Source organism: Streptomyces sp. NPDC058773, from assembly GCF_042746015.1.
Taxonomy (GTDB): Bacteria; Actinomycetota; Actinomycetes; order Streptomycetales; family Streptomycetaceae; genus Streptomyces.
The window spans coordinates 224,319-243,333 of sequence record NZ_JBHYPE010000003.1; the positions used below are offsets into that span (position 1 = coordinate 224,319).

A 19,015-nucleotide genomic window follows, 5' to 3' on the forward strand; every position below is an offset into this window, starting at 1 on the left:
CCGGGGCCGGTAACGGGTCGGGGAATCGGGAGCGGGCGCCCGTAGGCTGGTCGGTATGACCGCAACGGGGGCAAGCGAAAGTGTCGGCGCGCGGGGTGCGCCGGTGAGTGGGCCGTGGTGGTGGGCCCGGCGGCGGAGCGCCGTGCTGGACGTGGTTCTGGCGGCGGCTTCCACGGTGGAGTGTGTGTTCGAGGGGGCACGGTTCGCCGCGGGGGCGCAGCTGCCGGAGTGGGTCGGGGTGCTGCTCGGTCTGCTGGTGGGTCCGGTGCTGCTGTTGCGCCGGCGCCGGCCGGTGCTGGTGGTGCTGGTCTCGATCGCGGTGACTCCGGCGGTGATGGGTGGCCTGCTGAGCACGGTGGGCCTGTACACGCTCGCCGCGTCGGATGTGCCGCGCCGGATCATCGCGTTGCTGGCGGGGATGACGGCGGTGGGGACGCTGGTGACGACGTTCCTCAGCCTGCGGCAGGACGTGGCGGCGCAGGAGGACTTCCAGCCGCCGATGTGGCTGGTGCCGGCGATGTCGCTGGCGCTGGGGCTGGTGCTGACGGCGCCGCCGGTGCTGTGGGGGCTGTATGTGGGGGCCCGCCGGCGGCTCGTGGAGAGCCTGCGGGAGCGGGCGGACGGTCTGGAGCGCGAGCTGTCGTTGCTGGCGGACCGGGCCGAGGAGCGGGCGGAGTGGGCCCGTAACGAGGAGCGGACGCGGATCGCGCGGGAGATGCACGACGTGGTCGCGCACCGGGTGAGTCTGATGGTGGTGCATGCGGCGGCGCTGCAGGCGGTGGCGCTGAAGGACCCGGAGAAGGCGTCGAAGAACGCCGGGCTGGTCGGCGACATGGGGCGGCAGGCGCTGACGGAGCTGCGGGAGATGCTGGGGGTGCTGCGTACGGCCGACGCGGCGGCGGCGCGGGGTGACGCGGTGCCGGCGGCCCCGGAGCGGCTGGCGGCGGTGGCCTCGCGGGCCGGCGCGAAGGCGACGGCGCAGTCCCGGCCGTCGGTGCCGTCCGCGGGCGGGAGCGCGGGAAAGCCGGAGGACACTCGTCCGTCTGGCGGGGAGTCGGTGCCGGCGGCCCGGGACGCGGATGCCGAGGGGCCCCATCTGGCGGAGCTGGCGGACCTGGTGGGCCAGTCGCGGGCGGCCGGGATGAGCGTCGAGCTGACGGTGGACGGGGTGTCCGAGGGGGACCCGTCCGCTGCCGGGCGGCAGTATCCGCCGCGGGTGGAGCGGACCGCCTACCGGGTGGTGCAGGAGGCGCTCACCAATGTGCACAAGCATGCGCCGGGCGCACGGGCGCGGGTGCGGCTGGCGCACCGTGACGGCGAGCTGGCGGTGCAGGTGGAGAACGGCCCGTCCGAGGGCGGCGCGGCCGACGCGGGCCTGCCGAGCGGCGGCAACGGCCTGGTGGGCATGCGCGAACGGGTAACGGCCCTGGGCGGCGCCTTCGTCTCGGGCCCGACGGACTCCGGCGGCTTCCGCGTCTCAGCCGTCTTGCCGTCGCCCGGCCGTCCTCCCGTCGCCCGCTGAACGGGACTGACCCCCAAACGGGACTGACTCCCAAACGGGACCGGACACCACCCGTACCGCCGGGCAATGAGCCCTGCACGCCCCGACCCGGGCTCATCCCCACGGCGCCTGGACATCTCCCCCCCACCGGGCGGGGGTCGCCGTCCGAACGCCCACACCCGGCACGCACCGCACAGCAGAGCGGCCCCCGCCCGACCCCACACCCCCGCCGAAGGCGAAAAGGACAACGGACGAGCCACGGCGGCTCAGTCGGCAACGTTCGCCGCGAGTCCCAACCGCACGGGCCGAGTCCCCAGCACCAACGTCCCCAACGCACTGTCGATATCGCCCCCGAGATACCAGTCCCCGGTGTGATCGATGCTGTAGACCCGCCCCTCGGCATCAATGGCGAGGGCGGCTTGGCTGAAGGTGGCCCCGTCGTGGTCGGTGAGTTCTTCCCGGCCGAGCGGGGCCACGTCGATTTCCAGGGCGCGGCCGAGGTCCCCGAGGGTGCGGGCGAGGTGCAGTCCGTGCAGCGGGTCGATGGTGAAGGGGGTGGGGGCGATGTGGCGGCCGGGTCCGGGCCCGGCGATGTGCAGTCCGCCGAATTCGGCCCAGGCCTCGACGGCGGCGGCGAAGACGGTGTGGCGGTGGCCGGCGGGGGAGGTGTGGGCGCGGAGGGTGTCGGCCCAGTGTTCGGCCTGTTTTATGTCCCAGCGGCCGGGTTCCCAGCCGGCTTCCTGGAGGGCGACGTCGACGGCGGCGGGGAAGCGGGTCGGGTCGGTCCGGTCGTGGGCGGGGGTGCGGGGGCCGGGGGTGGTGGGCGGCATGGTGGTGGTCAGCTTCCTGTGGGCGTGGTGCCGCTGATGGGCATGACGCCGAAGTGGGCGAGGAGGGCGTCGCAGGAGCGGCAGGGCGGGGCGTAGCTGCCGTGCTGGGGGTCGCCGTCCTCGCGGATGTGGCGGGCGGTGAGTTTGGAGTGTTTGAGGGAGCGGCGGGCTTCGCCGTTGGTGAGGGGTTTGCGGGAGGCGCGTTTGCCGCGGTTGGCCTCGACGGCGGTGAGGTGCCGGGAGAGCAGGACGGCTTCGGGGCAGCGTCCGGTGAAACGTTCGCGCTGTGCGGTGGCGAGGGTGTCGAGGAAGTCCTGGACGAGGGGGTGCAGGGCGGGGGGCTGTTCTGCCTTGCCGGCGGTACAGGTGAGGGTTTGTCCGCGTACTGACAAGGCGGCGCCGATGGTGGGGAGGATGCCGTCGCGGCGGTGGTGGAGGGCGGGTGCGCGATGGGCGTCGGCGGGGCCGCTCCAGCCGATGCGGGGGTCGCCGGCGGCTGAGTTGTGGTGGCGTGCAGTGGTGCTCATGGTGGTGCTTTCCCTCCCCGAATCCCCGTGTTGCTGGGGGTCCCCCCGCCGTAGGTGGGGGATGGTCAGACTGCCAAATGTGCTGGGTGTTGCGGTAGTCGGGCGGGCCGTCGGTGATCTCACGGCGACCTGACGGGGCGTCGGTCGCACGGTAACGGGGCAGGTGGGCGGGGTGGTGCGCGGGGGCTCGGAGGTGGTGCGGCGGTGGGTGACGTCGGTGTGTCGCGGGGCTGACGGGCGGGGGGTGTGAGGAGGGGACGGGGGAGGGGGAGGGCGTGGCGGTACGGCTTAGGCTGTGCTCTCAAAGCCAGCTTCAGCCAGGGGGCAAGCGCGATGACGACAGGTCGGCAAGGGCTGGGGGCACACCCCGGCCCCCGTGCGGCGGGAGGTGCCGTGCCACCGAATTCGGCCTATGCCGGGCAGGTCGTGCATTTTCCGGATCCGGTCCGTGCCGCACGGTACCCCGCCGGGGTGCGGATGGACGAACGGGGCTTCCCGGAGTTCTCCCCCTACGCGCGCGCGGCGGCCGAGATCGCCGAGCCGCCGGAGGGTTTCGGCGTCGATGAACTGCGGCTGACGGACTATGTGTCGGCGAACGCGGCCCTGCACGCGCAGGGGCACGAGCTCTGGATAGACGTGCCGGCCGTGGCGACACCGCACGGCTGGACCTGGCATCACGTGGCCGGTACCCGGCGGATGGAGCTCATCCCGGTCGAGGTGAAGGCGCTGCTGCGGCATCACGGCGGGCTGGCGACGGCTGCCGTGGCGCACGACAAGCGCGGCACCCGGCCGTTGCAGGAGACCCGGCCGGCGCACTTCGGGCTGCCGCACCGCGATCTGTCGGTGGGCGAGGAGCAGTTGGCGCAGGCCGAGGAGGCGCTGGGTTACCGGCTGCCGGGCGCGTACCGGTCGTTCCTGAAGGCGGCGGGCGGCTGTGCGCCGGTGGGGGCGGCGCTGGACGCGGAGTTGGGGCTGCTGGTCGACCAGCCGTTCTTCACGGTGCGCGATGACGCGGCGGTCAACGATCTGCTCTATGTGAACAAGTGTCTGCGGGACCACTTCACCAAGGACTATCTGGGCGTGGCGTTCGTGCAGGGCGGTGTGGTCGCGGTGAAGGTGCGCGGCGAGGCGCTCGGCTCGGTGTGGTTCTGCCCGTACGACGATGCGCGGGACCAGGACGGGTGGACGGTGCAGGAGCGGGTCGAGCGGCTGCTGTTGCCGTGCGGTGCGGACTTCGATGACTTCCTCCAGCGGCTGGCGGGCAATCCGCCCGAGCTGGAGACGGTGGCGGATCTGATGGTCGACGGTGGCTTCGCGTACGCGGTCGCGGTGGGGGGTTGAGCGCGGTGGTGACGTTCGCGCAGGCGCAGGAGCGGGCCGAGCGGTGGGTGAACGGCGAGGTGCCGCCGGCGCTGCACCGTGAGGTGCGGGTGCGGGAGTTCGATCTGGGCTTCGTGGCCTGGGCCGAGGACCGGGAGGGTGGTCCGACGACGGATGGCGGCCGGGCCCGGCTGGTGATCGCGCGGGACAGCGGGGAGACGACGCTGTGGCCGGGGCTGCCGGTGGGTGAGGTGATCCGGCGCTTCGAGGAGGCGTACGGCGCTCCGGTGGACGCCGGGCACGGCGCGGCCGAGGCGCCGCCGCAGCGGATCGATCTGGAGGCCACCTCCTTCCTGCTGACGCCGCCGGAGTGGCTTCAGGAGGCGGCGGACGCCAGGCGCCTCGCGGAGCAGCAGGGCGCGGCGGGGAGTACGGCGGGCAGCGCGCAGGGCGCGGCCACCCCGGCGCCCGCCCCTGCCCCTGCTCCCGCGCCCGCCCCTGCGCCCGCGCCTGGTCCGGCCCCCGCGCAGTCGGCGTCGGACGCCTGGGCCGAGGTGAGCGTCAACGGTACGGACGGCGGGGCCGCGCAGGCGGCGGAGGCCGGCCCGGGAGCGGGTGCCGGTGTGCCCGGTGCGCCGGGGGCGTGGGCCGACGCGGACACCACCTCCGGTGCGGGGGGTGACCGTTCGGTGGGGCTGCCCGCGACGGTGTTCGCGCCGCCGCTGGCCGGTTTCGAGGAGCAGGGCGAGGAGCCGGCGGCGCCGCGGGCCCGGCCGGAGGCCAAGACCGAACTCCTCCAGGGCGGCAGCCAGTTGCCGCGTACGCAGGTCGCACCGGCGCTGGATCTGCCGGAGGGCGGTGCCCGGCCCGGCGGCGCTCCGCTGCCGCCGCCGATGCCGTCCGTGCCGCCGCCCGCCGCCGGGCTGCCGGACCTGCCGCCGCCGTCCGGTCCGCCGGTCACCGATGTGCCGCCCCCGCCGGGTGCCGGCGCGCCCGCGGGAGGGCCGCCCGCCCCGCCCGCCGGCGGCGGTGTGCATGCCGCGGCGACGATGCTGGCCGACGGCTCGTCGCTGCCCGGCAACGCCGCCGCGGGCCCGCCCCCGCCGCCCGCCGCACCCGGTCCGCCCGGCCCTCCTGCGCCTCCCGGTCCCCCCGGGGCCGGCCGTGACGCCGCGCAGCCGGAAGCGGCGCAGGCCGTGGACGGCGGCACGGACGGTGTGCGCCCGCCCGGCGGGCCCTCGGCGCCGGGCCCCGGTGCGCCCGGGGTGCCGGCCGGTGGTTACGTACCGACGCAGATGGTCTCGCAGCTGGACGCGGACGCGGTGGATCTCAGCGCGGTGGACGGAACGGGCGGTGCGGAGGCGTCGGGCGGTTCCGGCGGGCCCGGTGCGCCGGGCTCCGGGGGCGCGGGTGCGCCCGCGGCAGGCGGTCCCGGCGCCGGTGGCGTGCATGCCGCGGCGACGATGCTCGCCGACGGTGCGGCCGTGCAGGCGGCCGGTCTCGGCGGTGCCGGCGGGCCGGGCGCTGCCGCCGGTGGCCCCGGTGTGCCGCCCCCGCCCTCGCCGCCCGGTGTGCCGAACGCGCCCCGGCCGCCCGGCCCGCCCGGCAAGCCCGGCGACGGCCGGAGCTCCGGCGGCCAGGGCGGTCCGCCCCCGCCGCCTCCGCCGCCCGCCACGGGCGGTCCCGCCGCCGGTGGCGTGCACGCCGCGGCGACGATGCTCGCCGACGGTGCGGCCGTGCAGGCGGCCGGTCCCGGCGGGCCGGGCGCTGCCGCCGGTGGCCCCGGTGTCCCGCCGTCGGCCGGCCCCACGCCGCCGCCCGCGCCACCTCCCGGCCCTCAGCAGGCGCCGCCCGGCCCTCCGCAGGGTCCGCCCGGTGCGCCGGGCCCCGGTGGTGCGGGCGCGTACGGCTATCCGCAGGCGCCCGCCGGGCAGCCGACGGTCGGACCCGGCTACATGGCCGTGCTGAGCTACCGCGCGCCCGACGGCTCGGAGCAGAAGATCGTGCGCCGTTCGGCGCCCGGTACACCGCACCCGGAGTGGCAGCTGCTGCACGAGCTGCGCGGGATGAACGTCCCGCCGCAGCAGGTGCTGGAGCTGCACACCGAGCTGGAGTGCTGCGATCTGCCGGGCGGCTACTGCGCCCGGATGATCCGGGAGAACTGGCCGCAGGTGCGGATCAGCCACACCGCCGCCTACGGCCGGGACCACGCCTCGCGGCAGCAGGGCGTACGGCATCTCGTCGAGCACCAGGGCGAGTTGCACCAGGTCGCGGACGGTCCGGCGCGGCCGGCGCCGGTGCGGGTGCCGTTGCCGCACCCGTCGCAGGTGCAGCCGGTGCCGCCGGTGCCTCCGCAGATGATCGGGCAGGAGCTGGAGCAGGCGTTCGGCCCGCAGGCCCTGTTCCGTTTCGACCAGCGGGCGGTCTCCCGGCAGGGCGTGCCCGATGTGGTGGCGCAGATGCTGGTGTGGGCCGGGCTGCCGGTCGACTTCGGGCCGTTCTTCTGGGCGCAGGCGCAGCCGCACCGCCCGGTGCCGACGCTGGCGGAGCTGGCGGCGGAGCGGATGGTGCAGCCGGCCGCGGACGCCGGTTCGTATCTGGTGATGGGCAACGACTTCGGCCGTCAGCTGTGTGTGCAGTACGGGACCGCGCACATCGTGGCGCTGCCCATGGAGGCCGGGCCGGGCGGTGCGCCGGTGACGCCGCAGTTCGTGAACTCGGGGCTGCCGGAGTTCACGCGCTGTCTGGCGATGCTGGGGCGGATGTGGCGGCTGCGGTACGGGCTGACGCCCGAGCAGGCGGGCCGCTGGACCGTCGACTTCCAGGCGCAGCTGGTCGCGCTGGACCCGCCGGCGCTGGGTTCGCCGGAGACGTGGTGGTCGGTGCTGCTTGAGCAGATGTGGGACGGGCTGCTGTAGTCGCAGGTCAGAGGGGTGGCGGCGGGTTTCGCCGCCGCCTGGGGCCGGGGCGCTCGACCTGCGGGACGGGCCGGGCGCGCCGACCATGCGTATATGGGCCGTCCGATACCCCCGTTGTCGCAGGCATCGTCCACGACGCTGTACCGGGCCGGGCGCCCGCGGTGGTGGCACCGCGGGCAGCGGGGCGTTCCGCCGCGCCGGCCGCGGCCGCGCGGGCGGCGGCGGGCGTGGCTCACCTGGATTCTGGTGCCGCTGCTGGTGCTGGTCGCCCTGGTGTGCGCGGGCGGCGCCTGGCTGTACGTCTCGGCGGGGCGGCAGCTCCAGCACGTGGCCGCGCTGGGCGACTACCCGGGGCGGCCGCCCGCGGGCAAGGGCACCAACTGGCTGCTGGTCGGCACCGACAGCCGTACCGCGCTGACCCCGGAGCAGCGCGCGGAGCTGCACGTCGGCAACAACCAGGTGCAGAACACCGACACGATCATGGTGCTGCACTCCGGGGAGAACGGCCCCACGCTGGTCAGCCTGCCGCGCGACAGCTACGTCCCGATACCGGGCCACGGCAGCCGGAAGATCAACGAGGCGTATGCGGACGGCGGTCCGCAGCTGCTCACCCGAACGGTGGAACAGGCGACCGGGCTGCGGATCGACCGCTATGCCGAGGTGAACTTCCTGGGGTTCGTGCGGGTCGTGGACGCGCTGGACGGGGTGCGGCTGTGTCTGGACGCGCCGTTGAAGGACGAGAAGTCGGGTGCGGACTTCCCGGCCGGCTGCCAGGTGATGAACGGTGCCGAGGCACTGGCGTTCGTCCGGGCCCGGTATGCCGACCCGGAGGGGGACCTCGGACGGGTGAAGCGTCAGCGGCAGCTGCTCGGTGCGGTGGCGGACGAGATGACCGCCCCGTCGGTGTTCCTCGACCCGGGCCGGCTGCGGCGGGTGCTGGACGCCTCGCTGGCGGCGCTGGTGGTGGACGACGGCGCGGATGTGGGACGGCTGCTGGACATGGGCTGGTCGATGAAGCAGATAGCCGGGGGCGGCGGTACGGCGACGACGGTTCCGGTGAACCGTCCCGGAGTGATGATCAGTGGTGTGGGATCGGTGCTTCCGTGGGACGAGAACGGGGCGAGGCAGTTGTTCCAGGCGCTGCGCCACGACGAACGGATTCCGACTTCCGACAGCAAATAACGCATCCTGGGGGGTGGATGGGGTGAAGTGGTGCGAGGGTGAGATCTCGCGCCGATTCCCAGGGAAATACGCGTAACCGCACAGTGCCGTACACAACCATGTGAAAGGCGCGCAGGGCCGCGGGCCGTACGGCGGCCGCGCGCGGCGGAGAGGGGCTTGAGGGATGAGTGCATCGGTGTCGCCTCACGGGTTCGAGACCGTACGAGGGCGCGGCTACCGGCCGGAGGATGTGGACCGCCGCGTCGAGGGGCTCTCGGTCGACCGCGACTCCTGCTGGGAGCGCGCCGCACGGCTCACGGTCCTGTCCAACGAGATGGAGGCCGAGCTCGCGGAACTGCGGGCGCAGGTGGCGCAGTTGCCGCCGCAGACCTATGTCTCGCTCGGCAGCGAGGCACGGCTGATCCTGACCACCGCGGAGTCGGAGGCGGCGCGGCTGCGGGCCGAGGCGGAGCAGGCGGACGAGCAGCTGCGGGAGGCGGCCGCGGCCCATGCCGACGAGATCCGGGAGGCGGCCGGCAAGTTGGCGCACGCGCGGCGCGAGGAGGCGGAGACGCTGGCCCGGCGCACGGTGGAGGCGGCGCGGGGTGAGGCCGCCGAACTCGTCGCGGTGGCCGCCGAGGAGGACGCGAAGCTGCGCGAGGAGGCGGCCGGGGAGCTGGCGGAGGTGCGCCGGCGCACCGCGCAGCTGCTGCAGGACCAGGAGCAGCGGCAGGCCGAGGAGTGGGACGCGGCCGGGCGGGAGATCGCGGAGCAGGAGGCGGCGACGGACCGGCTGGTCGCGGAGCTGGACGCCCGCGGGAAGGCCGCCCGTGCGGACAGCGAGCGGCTGTACGCGGAGGCCGAGGAGGCCGCCCGGCACCGTCAGGAGGACGCCGAGGACCGCGCCGCCGGCCTGCTGGCCCAGGCCCGGGCCGAGGTGGAGCGCATCGAGCGCACCACGGCACGCGTCCTGCGGGAGCACGAGGCGGAGGGCGAAGAGGTCCGCACCCATATGACCCATGTACGCAACAGCCTGGCCGCGCTCACCGGGAAGGCACCGGTGCCGGACGGGGACGACGGCGAGGGCGCGGGGACGGGCGACGCCCGCCAGGAGTCCGGCGGCGACGCCGAGGGTCCCGACGCGGAGGACACCCTGGAGACGCAACTGCCCCGCGCGGCCGGCGGCGCGGGCGCCTGAACGGGGCCGCCGGGCCGTACGGCCGCCCCGCCGCCCCGGGCGCCGGCCTCCCGGTCACGCCCCGCGCGGCCCGTCCTCGCGGCGGTCGGCGCCGCCGGTGTCCGCACCGCTGCTGTCCGTACCGCCGCTGCCCGCGCCACCGGTCTCCGCATGCGCCGCGGTCTCCGTCCGCACCGGGGCGTCCGTAGGCACCGGGGTGTCCGTGTGCACCGGGAAGCGCCGGGGCGCCAGCAGCAGGGCGAGCAGCGCGAGTCCGGCGGCCGCGGCGGCGCCGGCGTAGACATGGTCGACGGTGGTGTCGACGGCCCGGCGGAGGTAGTCGGTGGCGCGGGCCGTGAGGCCGCCGGCGTGCGCCAGCGCGTGCGAGACCGCGTCGAGGTCGCCGGGCAGGCCGGGGCGGAGGTCCGAAGGGGCGTGCGCGAGACGGTCGTTGAGGGTGGCGTTGGCGAGGGCGCCGAAGAGCGCGGCGCCGACGGACTGGCCGACCTGGCGGCAGAAGAGTACGGAGGCGGTGGCGGTGCCGCGCTCCGTATAGCCGACGGACGACTGCACGCCGATGATCAGCGGGAGCTGGAAGAGGCCGAGCGCCGCGCCGAGCGCCAGCATGAGCAGCGCGGGCTGCCAGGCCGCGCCCGGGTAGGGCAGCAGCGGGAAGGCGAGCAGGACCAGACCGGCCCCGCCCATGCCGAGCAGGGCGCAGGTGCGGATGCCGACCCGGTTGTAGACATGGCTGCTGAGGGCGGCCGAGACCGGCCAGCTCAGCGTCATCACGGACAGCACGAAGCCGGCCGCGGTCGGGCTCAGGCCCAGTACCGACTGTGCGTAGGTGGGCAGGAACACCGTCGGGGCGACCATCAGCAGGCCCAGGGCGCCCAGGGCGAGATTGACGGCGGAGATGGTGCGGCGGCGCCAGACCCAGCCCGGAATGATCGGCTCCGCGGCCCGGCGCTCGATGAGGACGGTGAGCGCCGCGCACCCCGCGCTGCCGGCCAGCAGCAACAGGGACGGGGTGGAGAGCCAGGCCCAGGCCACCCCGCCCTGGACCAGGGCGGTCAGCAGCAGCCCGCCACAGGCGAAGATCGCCAGCGCGCCGGGCCAGTCCACCCGGGGGCGGGCGCCGGGGACCGGCCGCTCCCGCTGCGGCTCGGTGAAGTGCCGCCCGATCAGCCACAGGGCGAGCCCGCCCACCGGCAGGTTGATCAGGAAGATCCACCGCCAGTCGGCCCAGGTGGCGAGCAGCCCGCCCAGCGCGGGCCCGGCGACCGCGCAGGTGGCCCAGACGCTGGAGATCCTGGCCTGGATCTTGGGGCGTTCCTTCATCGGGTAGAGGTCGGCGGCGATGGTCTGGACGGTGCCCTGGAGGGCGCCGCCGCCCAGGCCCTGCACCACGCGGAAGGCGATCAGCGACCCCATGTCCCAGGCGCCGGCGCAGGCCAGCGACCCGGCGAGGAAGAGCACGATGCCGGTGATCAGGATGGGTTTGCGGCCGAAGGTGTCGGAGAGCTTGCCGTAGACCGGCAGAGTGACGGTGACGGCCAGCAGGTAGCCGGAGAACAGCCAGGAGAAGACCGCGAAGCCGCCGAGGTCGCCGACGATCTGCGGGACGGCGGTGGCGAGGATCGTCGAGTCGAGCGCGGCCAGCGCCATCCCGAGCATCAGGGCGGCGACGACGGGACGCGGCGGCGGGCCCGCCGCCCGCAGCGTGCCACTGTCCCCGGTCCGTCGCGTGCTTCCGCTCACCGTGCCCCCTTCTGAGGTCCTTGTACGGCGCACCCTTCCACGGGAGCGGATGGTGCGGAACCGGGAATCCGGCGGCCACCGGGGCGGAAAGGCGCCGTCCCGGTCTTCCGGCCCGGCCTGTCGGTGGGCGGGCGTACGCTTGGCAACCCCGGCCCGTGAGACGTGTCGGGCTGCTGCGTTGTTCGCCTCGCTGGGACGGAAACCTTTTCATGAGCCTGACTGGTCTGCTCGACGCCGTCGTACGGGACCCGGCGCTCGCCGAAGCGGTGCAGGCCGCGACCGAGGGCCATCGCCACCGGGTGGATCTGGTCGGACCGCCGGCCGCCCGGCCGTTCGCGGTCGCCGCGCTCGCCCGGCAGGCCGGCCGCCCGGTGCTCGCGGTGACCGCCACCGGCCGCGAGGCCGAGGACCTGGCCGCCGCCCTGCGCAGCCTGATGCCGGCCGGCGAGGAGAACTCGGTCGTGGAGTTCCCGTCCTGGGAGACGCTGCCGCACGAGCGGCTCTCGCCGCGCTCGGACACCGTCGGCCGGCGCCTCGCGGTGCTGCGCCGGCTTGCCCACCCGCGCCCGGACGACCCCACCGCCGGCCCGGTCTCGGTCGTCGTCGCCCCCATCCGCTCGGTGCTCCAGCCGCAGGTCAAGGGCCTGGGTGACCTGGAGCCGGTCAGTCTGCGCACGGGCCAGACCGCCGACCTCGAAGAGATCGTCGACGGTCTGGCGGCGGCCGCCTACTCCCGGGTCGAGCTGGTCGAGAAGCGCGGCGAGTTCGCGGTCCGCGGCGGCATCCTGGACGTCTTCCCGCCCACCGAGGAGCACCCCCTCCGGGTCGAGTTCTGGGGCGACGACGTCGAGGAGATCCGCTACTTCAAGGTCGCCGACCAGCGGTCCCTGGAGGTCGCCGAGCACGGGCTGTGGGCGCCGCCGTGCCGGGAGCTGCTGCTGACGGACGAGGTGCGGGAGCGGGCCGCGACGCTCGCCGAGCACCATCCCGAGCTGGGCGAACTCCTCGGCAAGATCGCCGAGGGGATCGCCGTCGAGGGCATGGAGTCGCTGGCTCCGGTCCTGGTGGACGACATGGAGCTGCTGCTCGACGTGCTGCCCAAGGGCTCGATGGCCGTGGTGTGCGACCCGGAGCGGGTGCGGACCCGGGCCGCCGACCTCGTGGCGACGAGCCAGGAGTTCCTTCAGGCGTCCTGGGCGGCCGCCGCGATGTCCAGCACGGACGAAGTCCGTTCCGTAACGGGTGGTGGTGGGCGACGGGCGGGCGGGGGAGCGGCCCCCATCGATGTGGGCGCGGCCTCCCTGTGGGGCATCGCCGATGTCCGCGACCGGGCCCGCGAGCTGGGCATGATGTGGTGGTCGGTCTCGCCGTTCGCCGCCGATGAGGACCTGGCCGCCGAGGACGGCGACACCCTCAAGCTGGGTATGCACGCCCCCGACACCTACCGCGGCGACACCCAGCGGGCGCTGGCCGACACCAAGCAGTGGCTGGCGGACGGCTGGCGCACGGTGTTCCTCACCGAGGCGCACGGCCCGGCGGCCCGCACGGTCGAGGTCCTCGGCGGCGAGGGCATCGCCGCCCGCCTGGACGCCGACCTGGACGCGATCTCCCCGGCCGTCGTCCACGTCACCTGCGGCTCCCTCGACAACGGCTTCATCGACCCGTCGCTCAAGCTCGCCGTCCTCACCGAGACCGACCTGTCGGGCCAGAAGGCGGCCGGCAAGGACGCGGCCCGGATGCCGGCCCGCCGCCGCAAGACCATCGACCCGCTCACCCTCCAGGCCGGCGACTTCATCGTCCACGAGCAGCACGGCGTCGGCCGCTACATCGAGATGGTGCAGCGCACGGTCCAGGGCGCCACCCGCGAATACCTCCTCGTCGAGTACGCGCCGGCCAAGCGCGGCCAGCCCGGCGACCGGCTCTACATCCCCACCGACCAGCTGGAGCAGGTCACCAAGTACGTCGGCGGTGAGGCCCCGACCCTGCACCGCCTGGGCGGCGCCGACTGGACCAAGACCAAGGCGCGCGCCAAGAAGGCCGTCAAGGAGATCGCCGCCGACCTCATCAAGCTGTACTCCGCGCGGATGGCGGCGCCCGGCCACACCTTCGGCCCGGACACCCCCTGGCAGCGCGAACTGGAGGACGCCTTCCCGTACGCGGAGACGCCCGATCAGCTCACCACCATCGCCGAGGTCAAGGAGGACATGGAGAAGTCGGTGCCGATGGACCGGCTGATCTGCGGCGACGTCGGCTACGGCAAGACCGAGATCGCGGTCCGCGCCGCCTTCAAGGCCGTCCAGGACGGCAAGCAGGTCGCCGTCCTCGTCCCGACCACCCTCCTCGTCCAGCAGCACCACGGCACGTTCACCGAGCGCTACGGCCAGTTCCCGGTCAACGTCCGCGCGCTGTCCCGCTTCCAGACCGACACCGAGGCCAAGGCCGTGCTCGAAGGGCTCCGGGACGGCTCGGTCGACCTCGTCATCGGCACCCACCGGCTGTTCTCCTCCGAGACCAAGTTCAAGGACCTGGGCCTGGTCATCGTCGACGAGGAACAGCGGTTCGGCGTCGAGCACAAGGAGCAGCTGAAGAAGCTCCGCGCCAACGTGGACGTGCTGACGATGTCCGCCACGCCGATCCCCCGCACCCTGGAGATGGCGGTCACCGGCATCCGCGAGATGTCGACGATCACCACGCCCCCCGAGGAGCGCCACCCGGTCCTCACCTTCGTCGGCCCCTACGAGCAGAAGCAGATCGGTGCCGCCATCCGCCGTGAACTGCTGCGCGAGGGCCAGGTCTTCTACATCCACAACCGGGTCGAGTCCATCGACAAGGCCGCCGCCCGGCTCCGCGAGATCGTCCCCGAGGCCCGCATCCAGACCGCCCACGGCCAGATGGGCGAATCGCAGCTGGAGCAGGTCGTCGTCGACTTCTGGGAGAAGAAGTTCGACGTCCTGGTCTCGACGACGATCGTCGAATCGGGCATCGACATCTCCAACGCCAACACCCTGATCGTCGAGCGCGGCGACAACTTCGGCCTCTCCCAGCTCCACCAGCTGCGCGGCCGGGTCGGCCGCGGCCGCGAGCGCGGCTACGCCTACTTCCTCTACCCGCCGGAGAAGCCGCTCACCGAGACCGCCCACGAGCGGCTGGCCACCATCGCCCAGCACACCGAGATGGGCGCCGGAATGTACGTCGCCATGAAGGACCTGGAGATCCGCGGCGCGGGCAACCTCCTCGGCGGCGAGCAGTCCGGCCACATCGCCGGGGTCGGCTTCGACCTCTACGTCCGCATGGTCGGCGAGGCGGTCGCCGACTACCGGGCCTCGCTGGAGGGCGGCGTCGAGGAGGAACCGCCCCTGGAGGTCAAGATCGAACTCCCGGTGGACGCGCACGTCCCGCACGACTACGCCCCCGGCGAGCGGCTGCGCCTCCAGGCGTACCGCGCCATCGCCTCCGCCTCCTCGGAGGAGGACATCGCGGCCGTCCGCGAGGAACTCACCGACCGCTACGGCAAGTTGCCCGAGCCCGTCGAGAATCTGCTGCTGGTCGCGGGCCTCCGTATGCTCGCCCGCGCCTGCGGGGTCTGCGACATCACGCTCCAGGGCGCCAACATCCGTTTCGGCCCCGTGGAGTTGCGCGAGTCCCAGGAGCTGCGGCTCAAGCGGCTGTATCCCCGTACGGTGCTGAAGCCGGCCGCGCAGCAGATTCTTGTGCCGCGGCCCACGACGGGCAAGATCGGCGGCAAGCCGGTGGTTGGGCGCGAGCTGCTCGCGTGGACAGGAGAGTTCCTCTCCACCGTCTTGGGCTCGTAGCCTTTTGGGCTCGTAGCCCCGCTTCCCGCGTTTTCGGGTGGCGCCGCCGTGCCTCTTCTGTTTTCGCCTTCGGCGGGGGTGGGTGTTCGGGCGGGGGCCGCGCTGACGGTCTCCTGGCTCGCCGGATGCCGCCGCCTGCACCGCCGCCATGAACGCAAGGCCGAACACTTCGTCGCCTTCGTCGGCACAGCAGCGACCCTCATCGGCTACCGCCGCCTCACCAAGTGAAACGACGTCTGAGTAAGGTGAGCGATCACGGGAGCAGCCGGAGTGGAGGGGGTGGCAGCGCCGTGCTGGAGCCAGGGCTGGGGACGCCGGATCCGTTCGTCTCGATGCCCGCGCCGAGTGTGAAAGGGCGTCTCTTCGGCGGCCTCTTCTTCTTTCTGGCGCTCCTCTGCGCCGGCTTCTCGCTGTACAACTCGACGCACGCAGCGGGCCTCGTCGGTCGCCACGGCACGCTCACGGCCGAGCGCTGCTGGATCGACCACGGAAGCCGTCACCACAGCGACAAGACGGTGTGCGCCGGCACCTTCCGCGCAGACGACGGAACGACCGTCGATCACGAGGCGACCATCACGGCAGACCGCGAACGGGGCGACCGCATCCCCGTCCAGCAGACCGTGAGCGGCTACCTCGCCACCGGCTTCGGCGAGATCTGGCGCTGGTGCGCGCTGTTCTTCCTCGGCTGGATCGTCGCCGCACTGGGAATCCCGTTCGCCGCGACCGGCATCATGCCGAGCCGGGGACAGGCCGTGGCCGTGGGCCGGTTGATCGCCGGAACCCGCGCGAGTGCCTGGATGAAGCGGCTGGTCCTGGGCGGCGCCGGTGGTGCGGCGCTCAGCCTCTACCTGGCCTGGATCTTCTGAGCCGGAAGGCTCCGACCACGCGACCGATCGACGCAATGACCATGAGCACAACCATCAAGTGAGGGAACCGGCTTGAACAGTCAGTCGTGGGGCGACATCGTCGCCCGCCGTGCCCGTGTCCGTGGCTGTCTTCTGGGCGGGGCGATAGGCGACGCCCTGGGATACCCGATCGAGTTCCAGTCGCTGGCCTCGATCCGCAACGGCTACGGGCCGTCCGGGGTCACCGGCTTCCTGCCGGTCGGCGGCGTCGTCCTCGGCCAGGTCTCCGATGACACCCAGATGACCCTCTTCACCGCGGAAGGCCTCATCCGCGCCTACGCCCGCTACGGCCCCGCCACCGAGACCGGCATCAGCTCCGCCGGGCCCGTCCTCGTGCGCAACGCCTATCTGCGCTGGCTCGACACCCAGAACCACCCCGCGCCCCCGCCGCCGGCCGAACTCGCCCACTACCGCACCGGCTGGCTGCGCCAGCAGACCTGGCTCTACGCCCGCCGTGCCCCCGGCAACGCCTGCGTCTCCGGCCTCCGCTACCAGCACATCCCCGACAAGCTCGGCGAGCTCGGAGCGCCGGGGCCGGTCAACCCCGACTCCAAGGGCTGCGGCACGGTCATGCGCTCGGCTCCCTTCGGCCTCACCGGCATGCCCGTTCGCCGGGCCTTCGAATTCGCCGCCCGCTGCGCCCAGATCACCCATGGCCATCCCACCGGCTACTACGCGGCCGGTGCCTTCGCCGCCATGATCGGACACCTACTGGACGGCGACTCCCTCGAAGGCGCCGTGCTGCGCTCGATGGAACTCCTCGCCCGCTATCCCGGCCACGAGGAGACGACGGCCGCCCTCCGCAAGGCAGTCGACCTGGCTGCCGACGGCACAGCGACCCCCGAGAAGGTCGAAACCCTCGGCGGAGGCTGGATCGCCGAGGAGGCCCTGGCCATCGCCGTCTACTGTGCCCTCGCCCGCCCCGCCGGCCCGGCACCCCGGCACACGCGCGTTGAGTCAGCCTTCCTGCTCTCCGTCAACCACTCCGGTGACAGCGACTCCACGGGATCCCTCTGCGGCAACCTCCTCGGCGCCCACCACGGCGACCTCGCCCTCCCCCCGTCCTGGCTCACCGCCGTCGAGGGCCGTGGCACGATCAGCGAGCTGGCCGACGACTTCTCGGCGGCGTTCCACCCCCTCACCCACCAGCCGTACGACGAGTCGTTCTTCGCCCCCGGGCGCTACCCGCGCAGCTGACGCCGCTCGGCCACGGGCGCCCACCCGGCACCCACCACGAGCCGGGGCCCGCCCCACAAACCACCCCCACCCGCCGAAGGCGAAACAACAGAAGAATCACGGCGGGAAAGCCAAAGACGTGGGCCGGAAAGCTCAACGCGCAGACGTCCGGTGGAACACCACGAGATCCGCCGTGTCGCCGAGCAGGACATACGTCGACCGCGGATGCCGCGCGGTCGCCTCCGCCAGCATCTGCCGCGGCGTGCGATCGTCACGCAGCTGCATCGCGATGTAGTCGGGCGACAGGCCGCCCGTGTCGCCGGCCCAGAAGACGCGGGTGCGATGGGTGAGGCGCGACAGCGGCCGGATGTCGGACTCGACGGTCGCACCGTCGGGGATGCGGTCCAGCAGCTTCTCGTCGGCGATGACGATCGGCGGGGTGCGGTAGGTGGCGGGCTCGGTGAGGCGGGACAGGGGAAGTGTGCTGGTCAGGGCGAGGGCCGCGGCCAGGACGGCGGCCGGGAGGTGGTGGGCGTACGAGCGGAGCCAGGGGCGGTGCGAGACCCGCACCCGGGGGAGGGCGTCGATCAGTGCGAGGAAGACGACGGGCATCAGGACGGCGTTGTAGTGCCAGTCGATGCCCCAGTAGTGCGGCTCGTGGGAGAGGAAGCGCCAGCCGAGGGTGGGCAGGGCGACCAGGAGGAGGGGCGAGCGCAGCGCGAGCAGGCCGGTGGTGGGCAGCAGGACCCACAGGGTGGTGCGGAAGGCGGTGTCGAGGGGGATGGTCGCGCCGCCGCCGTCGGCGCCGAACTTGGTCCAGTAGTCGTACGAGCCGGAACCGTTGAAGGCCGGTATCAGCAGGCCGAGGGTGACGGCGGTGGCGGTGATACCGAAGGCGACCAGGCTGATGGCCAGGGGGCTGGCGCGCCGGGTGCGTATCAGGGCGAGGGCGCCGATGGTGGCCGCGGTGACCCCGAGGTCTTCCTTGACGAGGACCAGGGGCGCGGCCCAGCAGACCGCCGCGGTCCACCGTCCGCGCAGCACCGCCTCCAGGGCGAAGGCGATCAGCGGCAGTGCGAAGGCGATCTCGTGGAAGTCGAACTCGACGGCCTTCTGCACGCCCCAGGACGTGCCGTAGGCGATGCCGAGGGCCAGGCCGGGGGCGCGGCCCAGGTAGCGGGCGGCGGCGCGGGCGACCGGCAGGACGGACAGTGCGCACAGCGCGGCCTGCGCGGTCAGCAGGGTCACGGGGGAGGGGAACACCCGGTAGAAGGGGGCGAGGACGATCAGCACGGGGCTGAAGTGGTCGCCGAGGATGTTCGTGCCGGGGCCCTTGAGGTCGACTATCGGGGCCTGGAAGTGGGCGTAGCCGCGGATGGCCTGTTCGAAGATGCCCAGGTCCCAGGAGGAGATGGACATCGTGCGGTACCGGTAGACGGACAGCAGCGCGTACGCGATGAAGAAGAACGCGGCGGTCCAGTACGGGTCCAGGTGCGGGGCGCGCAGGGGCGCGGTGCGGGTGCGCAGGCGGCCGGCGGTGTGCCGGAGCCGGTCGGCCGGCGACGGTGGTGCGTCGGGTGCCGCGGTCGCGGGGGCGGGCGGCTCGGCGGTGCGGGGTGGTGGGACGGTGGCCCGGTCCGCTTCCGGAATCCCTCCGGGGGCGCCGCCCCCAGCCGTTGCTGCCGCCGTGTTCATGCGGAACCTCACTCTCCCCTGCTCGAAAAGATACTCGAAGCGGCTGACCGGTCCGCCCGGTGGCCGCTGTGCGGCCGGCAGTGGGTCAGACGACGGCGTGGGGCGGCGCGTTCCAGGCGGCGGACGGCCGGCGGGGCCCGGCCGCCCCCGGGGGGGGGGGGGCGCGGGGGGGGGGGCGGGGGGGGGGCGGGCGGGGGGCGACCCACACCGACCACCCGCAAACTAAAAAAAA

The 19,015-nt window shown here is 73.8% G+C and carries 12 protein-coding genes and 1 pseudogene; 9 read left to right on the forward strand and 4 right to left on the reverse strand.

Annotated elements, in window-relative coordinates:
* Positions 1-55: 55 nt before the first annotated feature.
* On the forward strand, positions 56-1,522 hold the full coding sequence (locus ACFW5B_RS04400; protein ID WP_386433028.1) for a sensor histidine kinase: 1,467 nt from the start codon (positions 56-58) through the stop codon (positions 1,520-1,522).
* A gap of 245 nt (positions 1,523-1,767) precedes the next feature.
* Here the strand turns inward: ACFW5B_RS04400 and ACFW5B_RS04405 are convergent, their stop codons facing one another.
* Together ACFW5B_RS04405 and ACFW5B_RS04410 are read right to left on the reverse strand one after the other, a co-directional pair.
* The gene (locus ACFW5B_RS04405; RefSeq protein ID WP_386433031.1) at positions 1,768-2,331 is read right to left on the reverse strand and encodes an SUKH-3 domain-containing protein; all 564 of its coding nucleotides are present in this window, start codon (positions 2,329-2,331) and stop codon (positions 1,768-1,770) included.
* Between the two features lie 8 nt (positions 2,332-2,339).
* Positions 2,340-2,858, reverse strand: a complete 519-nt coding sequence (locus ACFW5B_RS04410) for a YwqJ-related putative deaminase (protein ID WP_386433034.1) — start codon at positions 2,856-2,858, stop codon at positions 2,340-2,342.
* A gap of 333 nt (positions 2,859-3,191) precedes the next feature.
* On the opposite strand from ACFW5B_RS04410, the gene ACFW5B_RS04415 reads away from it, so the two are divergent.
* From ACFW5B_RS04415 to ACFW5B_RS04430, 4 genes are all read left to right on the forward strand, one after another.
* Positions 3,192-4,199 (forward strand): SMI1/KNR4 family protein, encoded by a 1,008-nt coding sequence (locus ACFW5B_RS04415; protein ID WP_386433037.1) that lies wholly within the window; start codon positions 3,192-3,194, stop codon positions 4,197-4,199.
* A 5-nt stretch (positions 4,200-4,204) separates the two neighbouring features.
* Positions 4,205-7,096, forward strand: coding sequence for an SUKH-4 family immunity protein (locus ACFW5B_RS04420; protein WP_386433040.1), 2,892 nt, complete (start codon positions 4,205-4,207; stop codon positions 7,094-7,096).
* A gap of 246 nt (positions 7,097-7,342) precedes the next feature.
* The gene (locus ACFW5B_RS04425; RefSeq protein WP_386433257.1) at positions 7,343-8,278 is read left to right on the forward strand and encodes an LCP family protein; all 936 of its coding nucleotides are present in this window, start codon (positions 7,343-7,345) and stop codon (positions 8,276-8,278) included.
* Positions 8,279-8,441: 163 nt separating this feature from the next.
* Positions 8,442-9,455, forward strand: a complete 1,014-nt coding sequence (locus ACFW5B_RS04430; RefSeq protein WP_386433043.1) for a cellulose-binding protein — start codon at positions 8,442-8,444, stop codon at positions 9,453-9,455.
* Between the two features lie 54 nt (positions 9,456-9,509).
* Here the strand turns inward: ACFW5B_RS04430 and ACFW5B_RS04435 are convergent, their stop codons facing one another.
* Entirely contained in the window at positions 9,510-11,195 is a 1,686-nt protein-coding gene (locus ACFW5B_RS04435) for an MFS transporter (protein WP_386433046.1), read from the reverse strand.
* A gap of 209 nt (positions 11,196-11,404) precedes the next feature.
* On the opposite strand from ACFW5B_RS04435, the gene mfd reads away from it, so the two are divergent.
* The 4 genes and pseudogenes from mfd (at position 11,405) to ACFW5B_RS04455 (ending at position 17,109) form a co-directional block, all read left to right on the forward strand.
* Positions 11,405-15,007: a transcription-repair coupling factor gene (gene mfd / locus ACFW5B_RS04440; protein ID WP_386433049.1), complete on the forward strand. Its 3,603-nt coding sequence runs from the start codon at positions 11,405-11,407 to the stop codon at positions 15,005-15,007.
* Between the two features lie 105 nt (positions 15,008-15,112).
* A pseudogene (locus tag ACFW5B_RS04445) lies at positions 15,113-15,235 on the forward strand (IS5/IS1182 family transposase); the annotation flags it as partial.
* 62 nt (positions 15,236-15,297) lie between these two features.
* A complete protein-coding gene (locus ACFW5B_RS04450) occupies positions 15,298-15,873 on the forward strand; it encodes a hypothetical protein (RefSeq protein ID WP_386433051.1) in 576 nt (191 codons plus the stop codon).
* 72 nt (positions 15,874-15,945) lie between these two features.
* Entirely contained in the window at positions 15,946-17,109 is a 1,164-nt protein-coding gene (locus ACFW5B_RS04455; protein WP_386433054.1) for an ADP-ribosylglycohydrolase family protein, read from the forward strand.
* Between the two features lie 132 nt (positions 17,110-17,241).
* Here the strand turns inward: ACFW5B_RS04455 and ACFW5B_RS04460 are convergent, their stop codons facing one another.
* On the reverse strand, positions 17,242-18,783 hold the full coding sequence (locus tag ACFW5B_RS04460; protein WP_386433057.1) for a DUF2079 domain-containing protein: 1,542 nt from the start codon (positions 18,781-18,783) through the stop codon (positions 17,242-17,244).
* Between the last annotated feature and the right edge of the window lie 232 nt (positions 18,784-19,015).

Bases quoted from the DNA above. Each gene is read 5' to 3' on its own strand.
- ACFW5B_RS04400 (WP_386433028.1), top strand. From the start codon at position 56: ATGACCGCAACGGGGGCAAGCGAAAGTGTCGGCGCGCGGGGTGCGCCG.
- ACFW5B_RS04405 (WP_386433031.1), bottom strand. From the start codon at position 2,331: ATGCCGCCCACCACCCCCGGCCCCCGCACCCCCGCCCACGACCGGACC.
- ACFW5B_RS04410 (WP_386433034.1), bottom strand. From the start codon at position 2,858: ATGAGCACCACTGCACGCCACCACAACTCAGCCGCCGGCGACCCCCGC.
- ACFW5B_RS04415 (WP_386433037.1), top strand. From the start codon at position 3,192: ATGACGACAGGTCGGCAAGGGCTGGGGGCACACCCCGGCCCCCGTGCG.
- ACFW5B_RS04430 (WP_386433043.1), top strand. From the start codon at position 8,442: ATGAGTGCATCGGTGTCGCCTCACGGGTTCGAGACCGTACGAGGGCGC.
- mfd (WP_386433049.1), top strand. From the start codon at position 11,405: ATGAGCCTGACTGGTCTGCTCGACGCCGTCGTACGGGACCCGGCGCTC.
- ACFW5B_RS04460 (WP_386433057.1), bottom strand. From the start codon at position 18,783: ATGAACACGGCGGCAGCAACGGCTGGGGGCGGCGCCCCCGGAGGGATT.